General features: G+C 72.7%; 15 protein-coding genes and 4 pseudogenes. 12 read left to right on the plus strand and 7 right to left on the minus strand.

Annotated features, from left to right (window positions below):
* Positions 1 to 148: 148 nt before the first annotated feature.
* Together ABZ721_RS32730 and ABZ721_RS32735 are read left to right on the plus strand one after the other, a co-directional pair.
* Positions 149 to 1,450 (plus strand): sensor histidine kinase, encoded by a 1,302-nt coding sequence (locus ABZ721_RS32730; RefSeq protein ID WP_358792406.1) that lies wholly within the window; start codon positions 149 to 151, stop codon positions 1,448 to 1,450.
* Positions 1,447 to 2,160, plus strand: a complete 714-nt coding sequence (locus tag ABZ721_RS32735) for a response regulator transcription factor (protein ID WP_358792407.1) — start codon at positions 1,447 to 1,449, stop codon at positions 2,158 to 2,160. The genes ABZ721_RS32730 and ABZ721_RS32735 overlap by 4 nt, the downstream gene beginning before the upstream one ends.
* Before the next feature lie 31 nt (positions 2,161 to 2,191).
* Here ABZ721_RS32735 and ABZ721_RS32740 read toward each other — a convergent pair whose 3' ends face one another.
* A complete protein-coding gene (locus ABZ721_RS32740; RefSeq protein ID WP_358792460.1) occupies positions 2,192 to 2,524 on the minus strand; it encodes a helix-turn-helix domain-containing protein in 333 nt (110 codons plus the stop codon).
* 203 nt (positions 2,525 to 2,727) lie between these two features.
* Here ABZ721_RS32740 and ABZ721_RS32745 point away from each other — a divergent pair, with 203 nt between their 5' ends.
* From ABZ721_RS32745 to ABZ721_RS32760, 4 genes are all read left to right on the plus strand, one after another.
* Complete coding sequence (locus ABZ721_RS32745; RefSeq protein ID WP_358792408.1) at positions 2,728 to 3,294, plus strand: carboxymuconolactone decarboxylase family protein; 567 nt, start codon at positions 2,728 to 2,730, stop codon at positions 3,292 to 3,294.
* A gap of 103 nt (positions 3,295 to 3,397) precedes the next feature.
* Entirely contained in the window at positions 3,398 to 3,928 is a 531-nt protein-coding gene (locus ABZ721_RS32750) for a GNAT family protein (RefSeq protein WP_358792409.1), read from the plus strand.
* A 178-nt stretch (positions 3,929 to 4,106) separates the two neighbouring features.
* On the plus strand, positions 4,107 to 5,615 hold the full coding sequence (locus ABZ721_RS32755) for a DUF4246 domain-containing protein (RefSeq protein WP_358792410.1): 1,509 nt from the start codon (positions 4,107 to 4,109) through the stop codon (positions 5,613 to 5,615).
* Positions 5,616 to 5,933: 318 nt separating this feature from the next.
* Positions 5,934 to 7,022, plus strand: coding sequence for an MBL fold metallo-hydrolase (locus tag ABZ721_RS32760; protein ID WP_358792411.1), 1,089 nt, complete (start codon positions 5,934 to 5,936; stop codon positions 7,020 to 7,022).
* A gap of 39 nt (positions 7,023 to 7,061) precedes the next feature.
* Here ABZ721_RS32760 and ABZ721_RS32765 read toward each other — a convergent pair whose 3' ends face one another.
* The 3 genes from ABZ721_RS32765 to ABZ721_RS32775 all read right to left on the minus strand — a co-directional run bounded on the left by ABZ721_RS32765 (position 7,062) and on the right by ABZ721_RS32775 (position 12,699).
* On the minus strand, positions 7,062 to 9,857 hold the full coding sequence (locus ABZ721_RS32765) for an AAA family ATPase (RefSeq protein WP_358792412.1): 2,796 nt from the start codon (positions 9,855 to 9,857) through the stop codon (positions 7,062 to 7,064).
* 116 nt (positions 9,858 to 9,973) lie between these two features.
* Positions 9,974 to 11,191, minus strand: a complete 1,218-nt coding sequence (locus tag ABZ721_RS32770) for a LuxR C-terminal-related transcriptional regulator (RefSeq protein ID WP_358792413.1) — start codon at positions 11,189 to 11,191, stop codon at positions 9,974 to 9,976.
* A complete protein-coding gene (locus tag ABZ721_RS32775) occupies positions 11,092 to 12,699 on the minus strand; it encodes an AAA family ATPase (RefSeq protein ID WP_358792414.1) in 1,608 nt (535 codons plus the stop codon). Before ABZ721_RS32775 ends, ABZ721_RS32770 begins: the two co-directional genes overlap by 100 nt.
* A 213-nt stretch (positions 12,700 to 12,912) precedes the next feature.
* Between ABZ721_RS32775 and ABZ721_RS32780 the strand changes: the two genes are divergently transcribed.
* The 5 genes and pseudogenes from ABZ721_RS32780 to ABZ721_RS32800 all read left to right on the plus strand — a co-directional run bounded on the left by ABZ721_RS32780 (position 12,913) and on the right by ABZ721_RS32800 (position 17,090).
* The gene (locus ABZ721_RS32780; RefSeq protein WP_358792415.1) at positions 12,913 to 13,716 is read left to right on the plus strand and encodes an alpha/beta hydrolase; all 804 of its coding nucleotides are present in this window, start codon (positions 12,913 to 12,915) and stop codon (positions 13,714 to 13,716) included.
* Positions 13,717 to 13,770: 54 nt separating this feature from the next.
* Positions 13,771 to 14,561 (plus strand): annotated as a pseudogene (locus ABZ721_RS32785) (oxidoreductase).
* Between the two features lie 32 nt (positions 14,562 to 14,593).
* On the plus strand, positions 14,594 to 15,625 hold the full coding sequence (locus ABZ721_RS32790; RefSeq protein WP_358792416.1) for an alpha/beta hydrolase: 1,032 nt from the start codon (positions 14,594 to 14,596) through the stop codon (positions 15,623 to 15,625).
* Positions 15,622 to 16,101, plus strand: a complete 480-nt coding sequence (locus tag ABZ721_RS32795) for a cupin domain-containing protein (RefSeq protein ID WP_358792417.1) — start codon at positions 15,622 to 15,624, stop codon at positions 16,099 to 16,101. Before ABZ721_RS32790 ends, ABZ721_RS32795 begins: the two co-directional genes overlap by 4 nt.
* Positions 16,102 to 16,217: 116 nt before the next feature.
* The gene (locus ABZ721_RS32800; protein ID WP_358792418.1) at positions 16,218 to 17,090 is read left to right on the plus strand and encodes an alpha/beta hydrolase; all 873 of its coding nucleotides are present in this window, start codon (positions 16,218 to 16,220) and stop codon (positions 17,088 to 17,090) included.
* Between the two features lie 113 nt (positions 17,091 to 17,203).
* Here the strand turns inward: ABZ721_RS32800 and ABZ721_RS32805 are convergent.
* The 3 genes and pseudogenes from ABZ721_RS32805 to ABZ721_RS32815 form a co-directional block, all read right to left on the minus strand.
* Positions 17,204 to 17,600: pseudogene (locus ABZ721_RS32805) on the minus strand (cupin domain-containing protein); the annotation flags it as partial.
* 47 nt (positions 17,601 to 17,647) lie between these two features.
* Positions 17,648 to 18,342, minus strand: a pseudogene (locus tag ABZ721_RS32810) (aldo/keto reductase).
* Positions 18,343 to 18,408: 66 nt separating this feature from the next.
* Positions 18,409 to 19,260, minus strand: coding sequence for an aldo/keto reductase (locus tag ABZ721_RS32815; RefSeq protein WP_358792419.1), 852 nt, complete (start codon positions 19,258 to 19,260; stop codon positions 18,409 to 18,411).
* A 492-nt stretch (positions 19,261 to 19,752) separates the two neighbouring features.
* Between ABZ721_RS32815 and ABZ721_RS32820 the strand changes: the two are divergent.
* Positions 19,753 to 19,922 (plus strand): annotated as a pseudogene (locus ABZ721_RS32820) (transcriptional regulator); the annotation flags it as partial.
* Positions 19,923 to 19,924: the final 2 nt, after the last annotated feature.

Genomic DNA, 19,924 nt, shown 5'->3' on the forward strand with positions numbered 1-19,924 from the left:
GCGGGGTCGCGGTTGGGGGTGGTGTCGGCGAACTGGGCCCCGGCGCGTTGCCGGGCCCCGCTAAACCCGTGGCGGGGGGGGGGGCCCCCCCCCCGGCCCGCCCGGCGACCGGTTGTCACCCCCACGGCAGGATGGAACGGTGTCCGCCATGAGAACCACCCCCGCGCCGCGCCTGACGCGCAACGATCTACTGCTCGCCGCCGGCCTGCTGGCGGTGCAGACGGTCATGGCTTTGGCGTTGCCCGCCTCCGGCGGAGCCGGCCGGCGACCGGACGCCCTGGGGTGGACGCTGCTGGCGGCCGTCTGCCTGGTCCAGGTGTGGCGGCGGCGGGCCCCGCTGCTGACGCTGCTGGCGCTGACACTGTGCGTGGCGGCCTATCACGGTCTGGACAACCTCCACCAGGCGGTCATCCCCGCCACCATGGTCGCGCTGTACAGCCTGGCGGTCGCCGGGCCACCCCTGCGCACGATCCTGGTGGTCCCCACCATGATCGGCCTGATGGCCGGGGTGATGACGCTGACGCTCGACCGGGCCGACCCGGGCGCGCACATGCTCAGCAGCGCCGGCTGGCTCGTCGCGGTCGGGCTGGTCGGCGAGGCGGTGCGGATCCACCGCAAGTACATCGGGGCCATCGTGGAGCGGGCCGAGCGCGCGGAGCGCACCCGCGAGGAGGAGGCGGCTCGCCGGGTCGCCGAGGAACGGCTGCGGATCGCCCGCGATCTGCACGATCTGCTGGCCCACACGATCACGCTGGTGGGCGTGCAGACCTCGGTGGCCGCGCACGTCCTGATCGCCGACCCGGACAAGTTGGACCGCCAGGCGATCGCCGCCTCGCTGGAGGCCATCGCCGGCACCTGCCGCGACGCCCGGGCGGAGCTGCGCGCCACGTTGCGGGTCCTGCGCTCCGACACCGCCGACGCCGACCACGGCGCGCGGGAGTCCGCGGGCCCGCTGCCGGGGCTGCCCGTGGTCCCCGACCTGATCCGGGCCGCCGAGGCGGCGGGAACGCAGGTGGACCTCGTCGTCGGCGACGGTGCGGACCACGCGCCGCCCGCGGTCGGCGCCGCCGCCTACCGCATCGTGCAGGAAGCGCTGACCAACGCCGCCCGCCACGCGGGTGGTTCGCCGGTCCGGGTGACGCTGACCCGCTCCGGGGCGGCGCTGCACGTCGCCGTCCTGGACGACGGTCCGGCCCCGGCCGCCCCGCGCGAGCCGGCCCGCACGGACGGCTACGGCATCGTGGGCATGCGGGAGCGGGCGCGCAGCGTCGGCGGCCGACTGACGGCCGCGCCCCGGCCGGACGGTGCCGGATTCGCCGTCACGGCCGTGCTCCCCCTCGCGGGCACGCCCGAGGACGGCGACGACCCGCCCGTACCGTCACCGGCAGCCCGGCCCGAGGCCCCGGGCACCACCCCGCGCGCCACCGCCCGTGAAGGAGCCCCCCGATGACGTCCCCGACAGCCCCTCCCCCGCCCGCTCCACCGACGATTCGGGTGCTGCTCGCCGACGATCAGACGCTGGTGCGGGCCGCGTTCGCGATGCTGGTCGAGTCCGCAGCCGACATGGAGGTGGTCGGGCAGGCGGGGACCGGCCGGGAGGCCGCGGCGCTGGCCGGCAGCGCCGGCGCCGACGTGGTGGTGATGGACATCCGGATGCCCGACCTCGACGGCATCGAGGCCACCCGGATCATCGCCGCGGACGACGCCCTCGCCGCGGTGCGGGTGCTGGTCCTGACCACGTACGACACCGACGAACACGTGGTCGCAGCGCTGCGGGCGGGGGCCAGCGGGTTCCTCGTCAAGGACACCCGGCCCGCGGACCTCCTGAACGCCATCCGCACCGTCGCCGCGGGCGACGCGCTGCTGTCGCCCGGCCCCACCGCCCGCCTCATCGCCCGCGTCCTGCGGCTGCCCGACCGGCCCCCGCCCGGCCCCGCCCCGACCGGTCTGCCGGGCCTGTCGGACCGGGAGCGGGAGGTCTTGACCCTCGTCGGCCGGGGCCTGAACAACACCGAGATCGGCGAGGCGCTCGGGCTCAGCCCGCTGACCGCCAAGACGCACGTCAGCCGCATCATGGGCAAGCTCGCGGCCCGCGACCGCGCCCAACTGGTCATCACCGCGTACGAGTCGGGGCTGATCCGGGCGGCGGGAAACAGCTGAGCCGTGCGCCCGGACGGTGACGGCCCGTTGCCTAGGCGGGCGTCCCAGGCGCTCCCGGACCGCCGGCACCCTCGGCCGCACCGGCGCGGGGCTCGCCCCAGGTGTCCGCCCAGGTGTCGGCCCAGCGGTTGAGCGGGCTCAGCGCACGGTACGCGTCCTCGCCGAGGGCGGTGAGGGTGTAGCTGCTGTCACCCTGCTGCGCGACGACGCCCGCCTCGGTCAGTTCGACAAGGCGCTGGCGCAGGACGCTGGAGGACATGCCGTCGCAGCGCTGCTGCAAGGGACGGAAGCCCGCGGGGCCTTGGTGCAGCTCCCACAGGATGCGCAGGTTCCAACGCCGCCCGAACAGGTCGAGTGCCGCCATGATGGGGCGGCCGCTGGTCGAACCGCGGACCGGGCGCCCAGGCCTGGGGGTCTCCGCCACGTGGCCCACCCTTTCCCCTAGTGCTTCGTTTTCCGAAACGCTAACATGGTTCCTGCTTCGAAAAACGAAGCACTGGGTTCGGCGGTGCCACCCGCGCTCCACGGCCGCGGCGGCTACCGCAGGCGACGACAAGGGAGAAGAAGATGGCCGCTCGGATCGCTCCCGCATCCAGGCCTTATCCGGCATACGCCCAGGAGCGGCTGGCGCGCCTCGCCTCGCCGGGCGGTGACCCGCTCGTCCTGTTCACGACCCTGGCCACGGATCAGCGGCTTTTCGAGCGGTTGTTCAGCGGCGGGTTGCTGGACCGCGGGCACCTCTCGCTCAAGCAGCGCGAGATCGTCATCGACCGCATCACCGCCCGCTGCCGCAGCGAATACGAGTGGGGCGTCCACGTCAGCGCCTTCGCGGAGAAGGCCGGACTGACCCGCGACCAGATCGCCTCGACGTGCGCCGGCGGGCCCGACGACGCTTGCTGGACCGAGGAAGAACGCTGCCTGCTGCGGCTGTGCGACCGCATCGACGCCGACTGCACCCTGAACGATGCCGACTGGACGGACGGCCTGCGGTTCTTCACCCCGCACGCGCTCCTGGAGATCCTCATGCTCTGCGGCTACTACCGCACCATTTCCTCCATCACCAACGGCCTCCGCCTTCCGCTGGAAACCTGGGCCGCCCGCTTCGCGCAGTTCGCCGCAACCGAGGCCAGCTGATCTGCGGTGCTACGGGTGGCCACCGGCCCGAGGGGTGGTGACGCGCGGTGCCCGGTCGGGATATTCGCTGGTCGCCGTCTGTTGACGGGTTCATACTGCCGCGATGGATCCAGTAACGCTCGAGACCGACCGGCTGCTCCTGCGGGCCTTCTCACCTGACGATGTGGATGCGGTGTACACGGCTTGTCAGGACGAAAGCATCCAGTTCTACACCCCGGTGCCAGTGCCGTACCGGCGTGCGAACGCGGAGCAGCTCGTCGGCGAAAAGCTGCCCGCCCAGTGGGCCGAGGACAAGGACTACACCCTCGGCGCGTTCCGCAAGGACACCGGCGCCCTGGTCGGCTCGTACTGCCTGACCCTCATCAGCCGCGGCGTCTGGGAGCTCGGCTACTGGGCGGTCAAGGAGCAGCGCGGACGCGGGTACTCGGTCGAAGCCGCTCGGGCCCTGTGCGACTGGGGCTGGGCCACACTCGACGTGCACCGCATCGAGTGGTGGGCCATGGTCGGGAACACCGGCTCGCGGGCCGTCGCCGAGAGCCTCGGCTTCACCGTCGAGGGGACACTGCGCAATCGCAACATCGCCAACGATGGCAAGCCGCACGACTGGTGGGTAGGCGGACTGCTGAGGCCCTGACGCTCGGGCCCATGCTTCGTCCTGCGGGCAGCAGTAACGGGACAGTGGCCGCACGGGTTCTTCGAGCACCGCACATCGCGGCCGGGGTCGCCAGCGGGGAAAGGGACCACAGCGGAGATGTCAGTCCGCTGACGTATCCTTCCCGGCACCGCACACCGACTCCGGAGGACTTTCAGACGTGACCGGCCTGCCCGCCTTCCCACTGCCCTTCCAAGCGTCCCGTTCCCTGGCGTTCGCGGAACCCCGCACGCTGCGGGAGTTGGAGATGCTGCAGTGCAGCGCACACCTTCGGGCGAAGCCAGGATGGTTCGACAAGCGGAACGATGCCGACATCGTCGCCCGGTGGACGCAGGAGGCGTCCGCCCAGGGCCTGACCGAAGCACAGGTGCAGTACGTGCTGGCCGAACTCGCGCACTACGCCGCGCTGCGGGACGGATCCACCGGTATCGAGGTGTCCGCCGTCGACGGCGTGTGGCAGTCCGACACCCTGATCGACGACCAGCTCCGGTCCCGGCTGCGCGCGGCGGTGCGGGTGCTGGAACAGGTGCCCGCGGAGGCGCAGGACTGGCATCCCGGATCCGACGGCCAGGTACTGGATCTGGTGCACCCCTCCCTGTTCTGCCTGGTGAAAGAGGTGAGCGGGGCACCCGGGCGGGCGTGGCAGAACCCGACGGACCGCTACTCGACATACGAGTTCTCGGAGCGGTTCCAGTGGCTGCCCACAGACGTCGATGTCAGCGACGACGGCGCGGTCACCTTCGCTTCGTACGTCAACAACGTCCATCCCGAGACGCATCGTGAACTGGTCTCCGTCCTGCCCGACGTGTTCGCGCGGATGCGCCCCCTGTGGGAGAACGTGCTCACCGATCTGCGCCACCCGCGGCCCCTGCGGATCGAGGCCGATCCGTACGGGTGGTACGGCCCGGAGCCGGAGTATCCGAACAAGGCCTCCTACAACGACAGCGAGGCCTACAAAGCGGCCACCCAGGCGTGGAGCGCAGCCCATGACGACTGGTGGGAAACCCGTCGTCCGGCCATTCCGGACGCCCCGGCCTTCACCGCACCCGAGGTGCCCGACGCATCCGCCCGCGTCGACCTGCGCGGCCGCCGCCTCCAGGTCATCGTCAAACTCGCGACCATTCATCTCACCCCGGACAAGCCCGAGTACGCCGGCGGCACCTGGCATGTCGAGGGGATGATGAACGAGCGGATCGTCTCGACCGGCATCTACTACTGGGACAGCGAGAACATCACCGAGAGCCGGCTGAGCTTCCGGACAGCCCTCGACGACCCGTCCTATGAGCAGAGCGACGACAACGGCATGCGGGAGGTCTACGGTCTGGAGAACGAGGAACCGCTGAACCAGGTGCTGGGATCCGCCGCGACCCCGGCCGGCCGCTGCCTGGCGTTCCCGAACATCCTGCAACACCGCGTCGGCTCCTTCGGCCTCACGGACGCCACCCGCCCGGGATACCGCAAGATCCTGGCGTTCTTCCTCGTCGACCCGTCGGAGACGATCGTCTCGACCTCCGACGTTCCCCCGCAGCAACCGTGGTCGGAGACCTCGACCATGACACTGGAGCAGGCCAAGACCTACCGCGAACAGCTCATGCAGGAACGCAAGTTCTTCGTCAACGAACACAACGACCAGCTCTTCGAGCGGGAATTCTCCCTCTGCGAGCACTGAACCCACGACCGACGGTGGGCGGTGGGGCGCACATCGAAGTCCCCACTGCCCCGGAACGCGGCCTACCGGCTCCGTGGCTGATCCCCTGGGGGAAGGGGCGCCACGTTGCGCAACGCGACCACTCCCCGTGCGGGCCGGGGTGCGGGGCGGGACTGGGGTCTTTCCCCGGTGCGAAGCGGGAAGCGCGGGTGATGTCCTGCAGTCGCCGCGCCGAGCGGAGCAGCAGGGCCGGCAGGCGGCCGTCCGCGCCTGCCGGCCCTGCTGCTCCCGCCGCCCGGACGGCCCCGTCCGCACACTCCCTTGGGAAGGTCAGAACCCATGACATCGGAACTCCTCCCGCCCGGTACGGCGAACCGCCGGACGTTCCTCAGGACCGCGACCGCCGCGCTGGCGGTTCCCACCGCCGCCGTTCTGGTCGGAGGTGGGCCGGCCGGCACAGCACACGCCGACACCGCGACGGACCTGCCCGACTTCGCGCCCGTTCCCGCCGCCTCGACCGGTCCTGCCCTCAACGAGCAGGGCTACTTCGTCGGGCGGATCAAGGGCAACCTGTACTGGGTGACGGACTCGTACTACCAGGCGATGTTCCTCAGTACCCGGGAGGGCGTCGTGCTGGTCGACGCGCCGCCGACCATCGGTCACAACCTGCTGCGCGCCATCGCCGAGGTCACGCGGGCCAACGGTCGGCCGTCGAAGGTCACCCATCTGATCTACACCCACACCCACGCCGACCACATCGGCGCCGCCAACCTCTTCGGCAAGCACGTCGTACGCATCGCGCACAGCGAGACCCGGCGCCTGCTGCGGTTGGACGCCGACCCCAACCGGCCGGTCCCGAACGTCACGTTCGACGACCGCTACGACCTGCGGGTCGGCGGTGAACGCCTTCAGCTGGCCTACCACGGCCCCAATCACTCACCGGACAACATCTTCGTCTACGCGCCCGACCACGCGACGCTGATGGTCGTGGATGTCCTGTATCCGGGCTGGGTGCCGTTCAAGAACCTTGCCGTCTCGCAGGACATTCCGGCCTGGGTCAAGGCCCAGGACATCGCGATGGAGTACCCGTGGACGACCCTGGTCGGCGGCCACCTGGGCCGGCTGGGGGTGCGCGCCGACGGGGATGTGCAGCGGCAGTACGTCGCCGACCTCACCGCCGGGGTGAAGGCCGCGATGACTCTCGACCCGGCGCCGTTCTTCGACAAGTACGGCCCGGCCGGCAATTCGTGGGCGATCTTCAAGACCTATCTGGACGCCGTCGCCCGGCAGGCGGCCGATCCGGTCATTGCCAAGTACACCGGAGTGCTGGCCGCCGCGGATGTCTTCACGCTCGACAACGCGGCGACCATGCTCGAGTCCCTGCGGATCGACGCCGGGCTGCTCGGCCCCTTCGGTACCCGCCCGTAGCCGGGCGGCGGAGGACAGGGGGTCGCGCGGAGCGGCGTGTCACCCCCTGCCGCCGTCGTCGTGCAGCAGGGCGGCGAGTTGGCGGCGGGAGGTGATGTCGAGCTTCCGGAACACCTTGTTGAGGTGGTACTCGACGGTCGAGGTGGTGATGAACAGGCGCGTGGCGATCTCGGCGTTGGTCGCCGCCGCGGCGGCGAGGAGCGCGACCTGCCGTTCCTGGGGTGTGAGGTCGTGGTCGGCCTGGGCGCTCCGCTTGCGGGCCCGCTCACCGGTGGCCGCCAGCTCGATCCGTGCGCGTTCGGCGAATCCGGCCGCTCCCATGCCGGTGAACATCTCGTGCGCCGTCCGCAGCTGCACGCGGGCGTCGACGCGCCGTTTGCGGCGCCGCAGCCACTCCCCGTACAGCAGGTGGGTCCGCGCGAGCTCGGTGGCGATGCCGGTGTCCTGAAGGTGTTTCACGGCTTCCTCATAGAGGGCTTCGGCCTCCTGATCCGGGGCCATGAGCGCGCTGGAGCGGGCCGATACACCGCGGGCCCACGGGGTGCCGCTGAGCGCGGCGCGTTCGGTCAGGCGGGCCAGTGCCCGCTCGGCGGTGGTGCGGTCGCCGGCCCGGACCGCGGCTTCGATCAGGTCGGGCAGCAGTCGGCTGCCCTGTCCCGGAGCGTCGCTGTGGTAGCCGCGCCGGGCCCAGTCCAACGCTTCCTGGTAGTGGCCGGCCCCCAGTTCCAGGATGGTCAGCGCGTGGTGCGCGTGGTTGGCCACGATGGCGAAGCCGAGCTGTTCGCCCCACAAGTGGATCGAGCGGTCCACGCCGACCCGCAATTCCGCGGCCCGCGCCTGCCAGGCCAGCAGTTCCACCCGGTGTGACGGTCCCTGCGGTGGCAGCCCCAGGGCCTGGCCGATCTCGTCGGCCTCGTCGTAGGAGGCCTCCGCGGCGGCGAACCGACCGGCCCAGACTTCCGCGGCGGCCCGGGTGTTGATCACCACGCCGAGCGCGTGCAGGGCGCCCTGCGCACGGCTGGCGGCTGCCAGCCGGTCCAGCACGGCCCAGTGTCCGTGTTCGTCCCAGAGGTCCATGGTGGCGGCGTAGGCCATCAACGCGATCGGCATGCCGGTCTCCACCAGCTCGCCGGTCCGCAGGGCGACGACCGCGGCCCGCAGTTGCGGCACCGCCGCCGCGTACCCCTCGGCGATCCGGACGCAGTAGGCGCCCGCGACCACGTCCGGGAGCGTCGGCGGCAGCGCCGCATCCCACGGCATGTCCAGGGCTTGGCGGGCGAGCTCCTCCAAGGTCAGGCCGACCGTGTGCTCCCTCGTCTGCATCCCGGCGGACAGCGCCTCGAACACCATGTCCCGGGCCAGCCGCTCATCGAATGCCACCGCGTCCGCCGCGGCGGCCATCAGCAGCGCGGGCGCCGTGCGGGCCCGGCCCTCGAGCCATTCGATCGACGCGCGCAGCCGCTGGGTCGTGGCCCGCGTCGCCGGCCGGCCGGGACCGGATTCCGCCTGGTCGAGCACCGTCCGGGCCATGGCCGCGTCCCCGAGGACCAGGTGGGCCTGCGCCGCGACGCAGTAGCGCCGAGCCCGGTCCAGCGGGTCTGGGGTCAGCTCGGCGGCGCGGGCCAGGAAGCCGGCCTGGGCCGAATAGCCGCCGCGTCCGCGCGCGCGTTCCGAGGCGTCCTCGAGCGCGGTCGCGACCCCTTCGTCGAGTCCGACGGTCGCTTCCGCCAGATGCCAGGCCCGCCGGTCGGGCGACGCTTCCCGGTCGGTCGCGGCGGCGAGCGCCCGGTGGACCCGGCGCCGCTGTGCGGGCACGACGCCGGCGTGGACGGCCGAACGGATCAGCGGATGCCGGAACGCCGGCTGACGGCCCCGCAGCAGCACCCCGTCGGCCACTGCGGCGTCCAGAGCGTGGGCGGACAGGCCGAGAGCGGTCGCCGCCCGCCACAGCACGGCCGGGTCGTCGACGGGCGCGAGCGAGGCGACCAGCAGCAGCTCCTGGGTCTCCTGGGGCAGCGCGCGGACCTGGCGCAGGAAGTGGGATTCCAGTTGCGGGCCGATCGGCAGCGGTGCGAGCGAGAGGGCTCCGTCCGGCAGCCGCCCGGCGAGTTCGATCAGGGCCAGCGGGTTGCCCGCGGTCTCGGCGACGATCCGGGCGAAGTCCTGCGGTCCCAGTCGCCCGGCCGGTGTCTCCGCCAGCAGTTGCAGGGCATCCGCGTCCGACAGGCCCGTCAGGCGCAGCGTGGGCAGTCCGTCGAGGGGTGAGGCGTCGGAGCGGCCGTCGCGGGCGCAGATCACCAGGCCGACGCCGTCGGCGTGCAGGCGGCGGCCGACGAAGGCCAGCACCTCCAGGGATTCGCGGTCCAGCCACTGGGCGTCGTCGACCAGGCACAGCAGCGGGCGGCTGCGGGCGGCTTCCGACAGCAGGGTGAGGGTGGCCAGACCGGCCAGGAAGCGGTCGGCGGGCGGACCTGCGCGCAGGCCGAATGCCGAGCCCAGCACGTCGCGCTGCGGTTCGGGCAGCTGGTCGAGCCGGTCGAGGAAGGGCAGCAGCAGCCGGTGCAGTGCGGCGAAGGCGAGCTGGGCCTCGGCCTCCACGCCCGTGACCTCCGCCGTCTGCACGGCGTCGGAGGTGTCGGCCGCGTGGGCGAGGAGCCGGGACTTGCCGATGCCGGCCTCGCCGACGAACACCAAGGCCCCGCTGAGCCCCTCGCGGACCGCGCCGAGCAGCTCGTCGACGGCACGACGCTCGTCGGCCCGGCCCAGCAACGGCGGGGTGGACGGGTGCGGTTCTCGGGTCGATCCGTGGTGCGGGGAGAAGGGGCTGGTGCTCATACGGCCGACGGTAGGCAGGGCGCGGTCGGCGTCGCGAGCGTCAGGTGACGGTCGTCCGGACCGGGCCGAGCCGGTCCGAGCCGGCTGCGACGGCCGCGTGCCTGGGCTGCGACCCGTCACGACGCCGGTCGCAGCACCGCGCCCAGTGCGGACCGCGAGGTGATCCCCAGCTTGGGGAAGATCCGGTGCAGGTGGGAGCTGACCGTGCGGTGCGACAGGTAGAGCTTCTGGCCGATCTCCCGGTTCGTCAGCCCTTCCGCGGCCATCTGGGCGATCTGCAGTTCCTGCGGGGTGAGCCGGTCCCGGGCGTCGGGGCTGCGGTGGCCGCTCGACTCGCCGGAGGCGCGCAGCTCCCGGCGCGCCCGGTCGCCCCACGGCCGGGTACCCAGCGCGTCGAAGGTCTCGCGGGCGGCGCGCAGGTGGGCGCGCGAGTCGGCGGCCCGCCGCTGGCGGCGCAGCCACTCCCCGTAGGCCAGCTGGGTGCGGGCCCTGATGAACGGCCAGGCCGTCAGATCCGCGCGCAGCGCCGTCCCGAACAGCTCCTCGGCCTCCGCGTCGTCGGCCAGGAGCGCGCGGGCGAAGCGCAGGCCGGCGTGGAGGGCCGGTGACGGGGACCGCAGCGCCGCGTCCTCCATCTCCCGCATGATCTCCTCGACGCCCTCGGCGCGGCCGCAGTGCACGGCGGCGTCCACGAGGTCCGCGACCACGTAGCAGCGCAGGGCGAGCTCGTAGCAGGGGTCGACCGGGTCGTGCAGCCGCCGCAGGTGGGTGTAGGCCTCCCCGAACTGCCCGCCGCCCAGCGCCGCGAGCCCGCGCGCCAGCTGCGCCCGGGCCAGCACCGGGCGGGCGGCGATGGCCACGCCGACCCGCTCCGCCTCCGCGGTCAGTTCCCCGACCCGCTGCACCTCACCGCGCAGGGCGGCGATCACGGCCTCGATCGACCGGATCAGCGCGTGCAGGTAGGGCTGGGTCGTCTCGCGGCCCAGGCGGCAGGACTCCTCCGCCGCGGGAATGGCCGTGCTCAAGTCGCCCAGCTGCGCCGCGCTCCACGCCGTGGCGCCCAGGCACCGGGCCAGGATCCCCAAGCGGCCCTGGACGCGCAGCCCGGCCACCGCGGCGCCGGAGAACCGGCGGGCCAGGTCGAACGAGCCGACCATCAGCGCACCGGTGCCCAACAAGCGGTCCGTGCGGGCGTCGTGGCCTTGGGAGGAGGCCAGGCGCCCCAGGCGTTCGATCACCACCGCGCCCCGCTCGACCGGCGCCGCGTACGCGAGGATCGCCAGCAGCCACGGGTCGTGCTCGTCCAGCGCCAGGCCTTCGGCGACGGCGACCACGTACCGCCGGGCCGCAGGGCCCGGCTCGCTCCAGAAGCAGCGCTGCGCCGCACTCCACAAGATCCGGACCGCGAGGTCCTGGTCACCGGCCGCGGCGACCGCCTCGGCAAGCTGCGCCAGATCCCGGGTTTCGGTGCTCTGATGGTGCAGCCCCTCGTCGAAGCTGCCCCGCAGCCACACCACGCGGGCCCGCTGCTGCGCCGAGAGGTCCAACTGCGCTGCGGCGTCCAGGAGGCGGGTGACCACCTCGCGCGAGCCCAGTTCGACGGCCAGGTGGGCGGCGCGCAGCAGCCGGTCGGCCTGCAGCGCCTGGTCCTCGCTGAGGCGGGCGGCGCGGTCCAGGGCCGCCACCGCGGCCCCGATGCCGCCGCGGCGCTCGGCCCGCACCGCGGCGGCATCGGGGCCGCGGCGACGGCTTCGTCGGGCAGCGCCGTGGCGGCCGCCCGGTGCCACACGCTGCGGTCCTCCTGGCCGATCAGGGCCGCGGACAGGGCCCGGTGCGCCGCCTGGCGTTCGGGCAGGGTCATGCTCTGGTGGATCGCCGAGCGCATCAGGGGGTGGCGGAAGCGCAGTTCGCCCCGCTCGATGTCGATCAGTCCTGCGGTGATCGCCGGCACCAGGACGGCGGCGTCGGTCCGCCCGCCGGTGACGGCCTGCGCCGCACCGGTGCTCTCGGCGAGCGAGACGCTGTCGTTGAGCGCGGCGACCTGCAGCAGCGTCCGGGTCGCCGCCGGCAGGCCGGACAGCCGGGCGGTGAACGCCCGCTCCAGGCGCTCGGTGAGCGGCAGCCAGGCGGGCAGCGGCGCACCGTCCGCGGCCGGATCGCGGGTCGCCCGCGGAAGTTCCGTCAAGGCCAGGGGGTTGCCCGCGGCCTCGGTGAGCAGGCGCGTGCGCAGCGCGGGCTCCAGGTCCGGGGCGTGGACGCGCAGCAGGGCGTCCGCCGCGGCGGCGTCCAGCGGCGACAGCGTCAGCTCGGGCAATTCGGCGTCGTCCAGCCAGGAGTGGAACCCCTCGCGGGCAGCGGCCAGCAGCACGATCGGCTCCGACTCCAACCGGCGGGCGACGAAGCCCAGGACATGGGAGGTGGACGGGTCCAGCCAGTGCGAGTCCTCGGCGACCAGCAGCACCGGTGCGCCTTCGGCTGCCTCGGCGACCACGTTCAGCACCGCCAGGGCGACGAGGAACAGGTCCGGTGCGGCCCGATCGGTGCCGCTGAGCGCCGCCCGCAGGGCTTCTTGCTGCTCCGGGGGGATGAGCTCGACGGCCGTACGGATCGGATACAGCAGTTGCTGGAGCCCGGCGTAGGGCAGGTGTGTCTCGCACTCCACCCCTGCGGTGGTCAGCACGCGCATGCCCGCCGCGGTGGCGTGTGCGGTGGCGTAGGCCAGGAGCGCGGACTTCCCGATGCCGGCCGTGCCCCGCACCGCCAAGGCGCCGCCGCGCTCGTGGACATCGGCGATCAGGCCGGTGAGGCGTTGGGTCTCCGCCGCTCGCCCGAGCAGTACCACAGCACTCCCTCGGGGCGGTTCGGCGCAGGTAGCGACCACGGAAACCTGAGCATAGTCGGTGAACGCGACGGCCTGCCCCGCCCACGGCCGACCCCAGTCCCCCGCCGGCGCTCCGCACGCACTGGGGTCTTTCCCCAGTACGAACGCCCCTGACCGCGTGGTGTGCTGGCCCGACGCCGCATCCGGCACGACCGCCCGCACCGAGAGGTCGCCATGACCACACCGAGCCCCGTTCCAGTCCTCTTCATCCATGGCCTGTGGCTGCACGCCACGTCCTGGTCCCCCTGGCTCGACCTGTTCCAGCAGGAGGGCTACGCCGCGTCGGCACCGGGCTGGCCCGGCGACCCCGACAGCGTCGAGGAGGCCCGCGCCAACCCGGAGAGCATCGCCGACCACGGCATCGACGAGGTGGTGGACCACTACGCGGCGATCATCCGCACGCTGCCGGTCCTGCCCGTGGTGATCGGGCACTCCTTCGGTGGCATGATCGCGCAAAAGCTCCTCGGGCAGAACCTGGCCGCGGCCGCTGTCGCGATCGACGCGGCCCAGATCAAGGGTGTCCTGCCGCTGCCGCTGTCCGCGCTGCGCGCCACGCTGCCGGTGTTCAAGAACCCCGGCAACAAGCACCGGGCCGTCTCTCTGACAGCTGATCAGTTCCGGTTCGCGTTCGGTAATGCCGTGTCTGCGGCGGAGTCGGCGGAGCTGTTCGAGCGGTGGGCGATTCCCGCGCCGGGCAAGCCGCTGTTCGAGGCGGCCGCGGCCAACTTCAACCCGCACTCCCCGGCGAAGGTCGACACCGCCAACAGCTCGCGGGGGCCGCTGCTGCTGATGACCGGCGGCAAGGACCACACGGTGCCGGAAGCGGTGGTCAGGGCCACCCTCAAGCAGTACCGGCACTCCGAGGCCGTGACCGACATCACCGACTTCCCCGACCGCGGGCACTCCCTGACGATCGACAGCGGCTGGCGCGAGGTCGCCGACGCCGCGCTGGCCTGGTTGCGGCGGCACTCCTTCTGACCCGGCACGCCACCGAACGCATCCTCACCCCCGACACCGCCGAAGGGCTTTGGCATGGATCTCCACCTGACCGGCAGGACCGCGGTCGTCACCGGCGCGAGCCGCGGTATCGGGCTGGCCGTCACCCGGGCGCTGCTGCGCGAGGGGGCCCGGGTCGTGGCCGGCGCGCGGGAGATCACTCCCGCGCTGCAGGCGCTGGCCGCCGACGGCGAGGTCCTTCCCGTCGCGGTCGATCTGACCGCGCCGGACGGGCCGGACGAACTCGTGGCCGCCGCGGCCTTCGCCTATGGCGGCCTGGACATCCTGGTGAACAACGTGGGAGCTGTTCGGCCCCGCGTCGACGGGTTCCTCGCGGTGACCGACGCCGACTGGGCCGCCACCTTGGCCGTCAACCTTCTGGCCCCCGTGCGCACCACCCGGGCCGCGCTCCCGCATCTGCTCGCGCGCGGCGCGGGGAGCGTCGTCACCGTCAGCTCCGTCAACGCGTTCCTGCCCGACCCGCTCGTCATCGACTACAGCGCGGCCAAAGCCGCCCTGTCGAACTTCTGCAAGTCCCTGTCCAAGCAGGTGGGACCCCAGGGCATCCGCGTCAACACCGTCACAGCCCCGGACCCGTCACCACCGGTCTGTGGTTGGCCCACGACGGTGTGGCCGCGACGGTCGCCGCCGCCACCGGCCACTCCGCCCGCGATGTGGCCGAGCAGGCCGCCGCCGACGCCGCCACCGGCCGGTTCACCGACCCCGAGGAGGTCGCGGACGTTGTGGTGTTCCTGGCCGGTGACCGGGCCGCCAATATCACCGGGTCCGACTTCGTCATCGACGGCGGCCTCGTCAGCACCCTGTAACCCCTCCCCCGCACCCTCTTTTGGAGCACCGTGTGAAGCACCGTCATGCCTTCTTCCGCCCCCGGGTCCTGACCCCGCTCGCGATCGCAGCGGCGATCGGCCTCGGCGCCACCGCCGTCACGGCCCAGGCCCAGCCCGAAACCGCCCCGGCCCGGCCCACGGACACCGCGCAGCAGTCTGTGGCCGTCGCCAACCAGGCGGCCGCGAGCCTGGTCCCGGCGGGGTTCAGCGAGCACAAGGTCGCCGGCATCGACTACGTGATCGGCGGCCACGGCCCGACCCTGGTCCTGCTGCACGGCTATCCGGAGACCTGGTACGAGTGGCGCGGCCTTCTGCCGGCCCTCGCCCAGCACTACACCGTCATCGCGCCCAGCCTGCCCGGCGCGGGCAAGAGCGACGCCCCGGCCACCGGGTACGACAAGAAATCCATGGCCGCCGCCATCCACACCCTGCTCGCAAAAATCGGGCACGCCGACGACATCCGGCTGGTCGGCCACGACATCGGCTCCATGGTCGCCTACGCCTACGCCGCCGCGCACCCCCGCGAGGTGACCAAGCTCGTCCTGAGCGAGGCCCCGATCCCGGACCCGAGCATCTACCAGTTCCCGTCCCTGACCGCCGCCGGTCCGGGCGTCTGGAACTTCGGCTTCTTCTCCCTGACCAACGGCCTGCCCGAGACGATGGTGTCGGGGCGCGAAGAGGCGTGGGTGGGCGGCTTCATGGACAGCCTCGAAGTCCAGAAGGGGGCTGTCACCCCGGACGACATCGCGGTGTTCGCCGGGGCGTTGAAGGACCCGGCCCACCTGGCGGCGAGCTTCGCGTGGTTCCGCACCTTCCCGCAGGACATCAAGGACAACGCCATCAGCCGGCGGACGAAGCTGACCATGCCGGTGCTGGCGATCGGCGCCTCGGGCAGCCTTCGCGACGCGGTCCCTGACCAGGTCCGCAAGTACGCGAAGAAGGTCACCCCCTTCGTCGTCCCCGACTCCGGCCACTGGATCTACGAGGAACACCCGGCGCAGATGACCCGGATCCTGCTCACCTTCCTCGGGGGAACGTCATGATCGCGCCCTTCCCCGATCACACCCTTCCCGAAGCCGACGCCGAGCCCTTCTGGTTCCTCGGCGGACGCGCGCGGATCCTTCTCCCCGGCAGCCGGACGAACGGCGCCCTGAGCGTCCTGGAGTTCTTCGACACCGCCGGCCACGCGCCCCCGCACCACCTTCACGCGGACGAGGACGAGCTCTGGACGGTGCTCGACGGAGAGGTCTCCTTCTTCGTCGGGGACCAGCGGCTGGACCTGCAGGCCGGTCAGATCGCCTTCGGCCCGCGCGGTACGCCCCACAGCTACCTGGTCCGCTCCGCGACCGCGCACCTGGCCGTGGCGTTCACGCCGTCCCGCATCGAGGAGTGGTTCAGCTCCAACGGCACCCCCGCCACCCGCCTCGACGACGTGGCTCCCACCTTCGACATCGGGGCCATCCTCACCTCCGCGGCGGCGTTCCACGTGAGCGTCACGGGCCCCCCGCCGACCGTCTGACCGGCGGCGTCCCTGCCCTCACCCGGATCGCACGCCACGGCCCGCGCACCACCTCGCCGTGGCGTGCGATCCCGTTCGCCCCGTCCGTCCGCACCGACCATGAGAAAGGCTCCGCCATGCTCGCACCCGTGTCCGTCCCGGCACGCCGACACCGCTGGTTCCACCGGCGCGTGATGATCCCGGCCGCGCTGGCCGCCGCCGTCGTGACCGTCCCCACCATCTCCTCGGCCGCGCCGACCGCGGCTCCGACCGCGGTGGCCGCGCCCGCCCGGCATGCTCCCAAGCCCACCGTGGTCCTGGTCCACGGCGCTTTCGCCGACTCCTCCAGCTGGGGCGGGGTCGTCGGCCGGCTGCGGCACGACGGCTTCCCGGTCATCGCCGCGGCGAACCCGCTGCGGGGCCTGGACTCCGACGCGGCCTACGTCGCCAGCCTCCTGGCCACCATCCCCGGACCGGTGGTCCTGGTCGCCCACTCCTACGGCGGCGAAGTCATCACCAACGCCGCCGTCGGGCACCCCAACGTCAAGGCCCTGGTCTACATCGCGGCCTTCGCTCCCGCCCAGGGCGAGAGCGGGCTGGCGCTGACCGGGCTGAACCCCGGAAGTCAGCTCGGCGCGGCGCTCGTCGTACGGCCCTACGCGGTCGCCGGGGGCGGCGGCGCGGACGGCTATGTCGATCCGGCGAAGTTCCGCGCCGTCATGGGGGCCGACCTGAAGGCCGCCGACGCCGAGCTGCTGGCCGCCGAACAGCGCCCGGTGGATCTGGCTGCCCTTCAGGCAGCGAGCGGTGTCCCGGCGTGGAAGACGATCCCGTCCTGGTACCTGGTCGCCGGCGCGGACCGGGCGATCCCGGCCGCGACGGAGAAGTTCATGGCCCAGCGGGCCGGCGCCCACACCGTCGTGATCGACGACGCGTCCCACCTGGTCATGCTCTCCCACCCCGCCCGGGTCGCGAACCTGATCGTCCAGGCCGCCCGCGCGACCGGCTGACCCCTGGTGCAACCCGGGGCAGGTCGGGTCGCACCGGACCCGGCCTGCCCGCGCCCGCGAACGGCGTCTGGACCCGCGGCGGGTGGCTCAGAGCGCGCGGGTGCGGGGGGGGCGCCGTACTGCGCGTCGGTGAGGCGCTCCAGCCAGGTGGTCTCGGGCCGGTCGTCGTCGGGAGCGGTGCCGTCCCACAGGGCGAGGTGCTGCATGAACCGGTCCTCGGTGGCGCCGTGCCAGTGCTCCTCGCCGGGCGGACAGGTCACGGTCTCACCGGGGTTGGGCTTCGTAGACGGTGCCGTCGCGGGTGCCGATCAGGGCGGCGCCGGCCACGACGTGCAGGGTCTGGCCGACGGCGTGACGGTGCCAGGCGGTACGGGCGCCGGGGGCGAAGCGCACCATGTTCGCGCGCAGGCGCGAGGGTTCCTGGCCTGCGTGGATGACATCGAACCAGACGTCGCCGTGGAACCAGTCCTCCGGTCCCTTGCCGGTGGGCTGCGGCGTGACGAATTCCATGGGGTGCCTCCTGCTCTCGTGCGGGTCGGGGACGTACGGCGGTGGGGTCAGCGCTCGAGCATGCGGCGGCCGGCTTCGGTGTGGGTCTCGCCGGCGGCCGGCGGCAGGCTGGAGAGGCGCGCCAGGACCTCGTCGGTGAGCTGCAGGCGGTAGGCGGCGGTGTTCTCCTCCACCCGCGTGACGCGCTTGGTGCCGGGGATGGGGGCGAGATCGTCGCCCTGGGCGAGCAGCCAGGCGAGGGCGACCTGGGCCGGTGTGGCGCCCACGTCGGCGGCGATGGCCACAGGCCGAAGGGGCGGACCTTGCCCTCGTGGATCAGTTCGGCCACGGCGCCGGCGGTCTCTTCGATGGGGGTGTCCGGGTCGACCCGGTGCTGGTAGTACAGGTCGATGTGGTCGGTTCCCAGGCGCGTGAGGGAGCCCTCGACGGCGGTGCGGATGTTGGCGGGGCGGGAGTTGAGGTTCCAGGCGCCGGCACCGCCGTGGTCGATCATGCCGAACTTGGTGGCGAGCGCGACCTGGTCACGGCGGCCCTTGAGGGCCTGGCCGACGAGGTCCTCGTTGATGTAGGGGCCGTAGATCTCCGCGGTGTCGAGCAGGGTGACCCCGAGGTCGATGGCGCGGTGGATGGTGCGGATGGACTCCGCGTCGTCGCTTCCGGCGCCCGTCGGGCCGTGGGACATGCCCATGGCGCCCAGGCCGATGCGGGAGACGTCCAGGTCGCCGAGCTTGATGTGCCGCATGCGTGCTGCCCCTGTGGTCGGGTGGAAGGCTCGGTGCCCGCCGGGGCGGGCGGCGTGCTCCGGCGGTCAGCTGTCCAGGCGCCGCGCGCTGAGCCAGGCGACCATCTCGGGGTCGCGGTGGTCGAAGAACAGCGTGGTGCCGGTGTCGAGGTCGGCGATCTGCGCCATCTGCGCGTCGGTCAGCTCGAAGTCGAAGACGTCCAGGTTCTGCGCCATCCGGCCGGGGTCGACGGACTTGGGGATCGTGACGATGGCGCGCTGGATCAGCCAGCGCAGCACCACCTGCGCTGCGGACTTGTCGTGCTCCTTGCCGATCGCGGTGAGGACCGGATGGGTGAACAGCTCGTTCTTGCCTTCGGCAAATCCGCCCCAGGACTGGTGCTGCACCCCGTGCTCGCGCATCAGTGCCTGGTCGGTGGTGCGCTGGAAGAACGGGTGGGTCTCGATCTGGTTGACCGCCGGGACGATCTCGTTGTTGAGGACGAGGTCCAGGAGCCGGTCGGGGTAGAAGTTGGCGACGCCGATCGCCCGGACCAGGCCCTCCCGGTGGGCGGCTTCCATCGCGCGCCACTGCCCGTAGACGTCTCCGAAGGGCTGGTGCACCAGGTAGAGATCGACGTGGTCCAGTCCCAGCTTGGCCAAGGACGCTTCCAAGGCCCGCCGGGTGTTCTGCTCGGCGGGGGCGTCCTGGATCCACAGCTTGGTGGTGACGAACAGTTCCTCGCGCCGGATGCCGCTCGCCGCGATGGCCCGGCCGACGGCTTCCTCGTTGCCGTAGGCGGCCGCGGTGTCCAGCAGCCGGTAGCCGGCGGCCAGCGCGTCGGAAACGGCCCGCTCGGTCCGGTCCGACGGGATCTGGTAGACGCCGAAGCCGAGGATCGGCATCTCGACGCCGTTGTTCAGGGTGACGCTCAGCATGGGACTCTTCCTTGTCGTCTCAGTGGGGGTAGGGCTCGATGGCCGTCATCGCGGTCGTCGCGGCGCCCGAAGCAGTACAGGGGCGCGGAGCGGCCGGTCGCCGGGGTTCGCGGCACAGGGCGGCGGGGTGCCGTTGGACCGTTCGGAGGCCAGGTGCGGTTCCCCAGCCGCAGGGCTCGTCGCCTGATCGGCGCTGTTCCCGTCCGTCATGCTCATTCCCTTCCGCTCTACGAGCCCCGGCGCGGGCACTGTGACCGGTCAGGTCGCCGTGCCTCCGGTCCACCGTTTCCCGTGCACCCGGGGTACGCCAGTGCAGAGGGAGCCGGCGGGAGGTGCGGGACGGCGGGCGCTCGGACACGGTGCGACACCATCCACCCTGCCCGGCTGCGGCCACCGCAGGCAGACCGAGCTGGTCCAGGGGGTGGCCAGCGGGGGCATGGCAGGGCCCCCTCGACGCGCACGGCGTACCCGCGGCGGAGAGACACCGGCGGTATGGCACCCGAGCAGCACAGCAGCGGCGACGAGCTGGCACGCTTCCTGCGCGCCCGCCGCACCCGGACCAGTCCCCAGTCCGCCGGCCTGACCCCGGCCCCGGTGTCCGCCGCACCCCGGGCCTGCGGCGCGAGGAACTGGCCACGCTCGCCGGGATCACCCTGCACTTCCA

It is taken from the genome of Streptomyces sp. NPDC006733 (assembly GCF_040636125.1).
Taxonomy (GTDB): domain Bacteria; phylum Actinomycetota; class Actinomycetes; order Streptomycetales; family Streptomycetaceae; genus Actinacidiphila.